This is a genomic window from Neisseria sp. HMSC70E02 (assembly GCF_001838645.1).
Lineage (GTDB): Bacteria > Pseudomonadota > Gammaproteobacteria > Burkholderiales > Neisseriaceae > Neisseria > Neisseria macacae.
In genome coordinates, this window is the sequence record NZ_KV838095.1 from 9,985 (window position 1) to 10,403 (window position 419).

Annotated in this window: 1 pseudogene; it reads left to right on the forward strand. The window is 44.6% G+C overall.

Annotated features, from left to right (window positions below):
* A pseudogene (locus tag HMPREF3277_RS06570) lies at positions 1 to 386 on the forward strand (hypothetical protein); the annotation flags it as partial.
* Positions 387 to 419: the final 33 nt, after the last annotated feature.

The following is a 419-nucleotide window of genomic DNA, read 5'->3' on the forward strand; positions in this document are numbered from 1 at the left end:
CAACGCTGATTCCGCCTGAAAGCGATAAAGATAATGGCTGTCTTGATGACCCGTTTTCTGATGTATCCATCGATAAAGGTCGTCTGAAAGTGAGTTTGCAGTGGTTTTACAGTTGCGGAAGCTGGTGGATGGGTGACAGTGACTACCTATTCCGTTACCAAAACGACCGCTTTCTTCTGATTGGGTATACCAATTCCCAACATAACAGGGCTTCGGGCGAAATTGAGGAGTACAGCGACAATTATCTGACTGGAAAGCGGAAGAGAACGACAGGCGGCAATGTGTTCGATTCTTCAAAAGACCGTCCGAAAGTCAAATGGGAAAGATTTAAAAAGAAACCTTATTATTTGGACGAGCCTTATCGCCATCCTAGAGTAGAGAGATAGGTCGTCTGAAAATGATGAGCCGTAAAAAGCTGT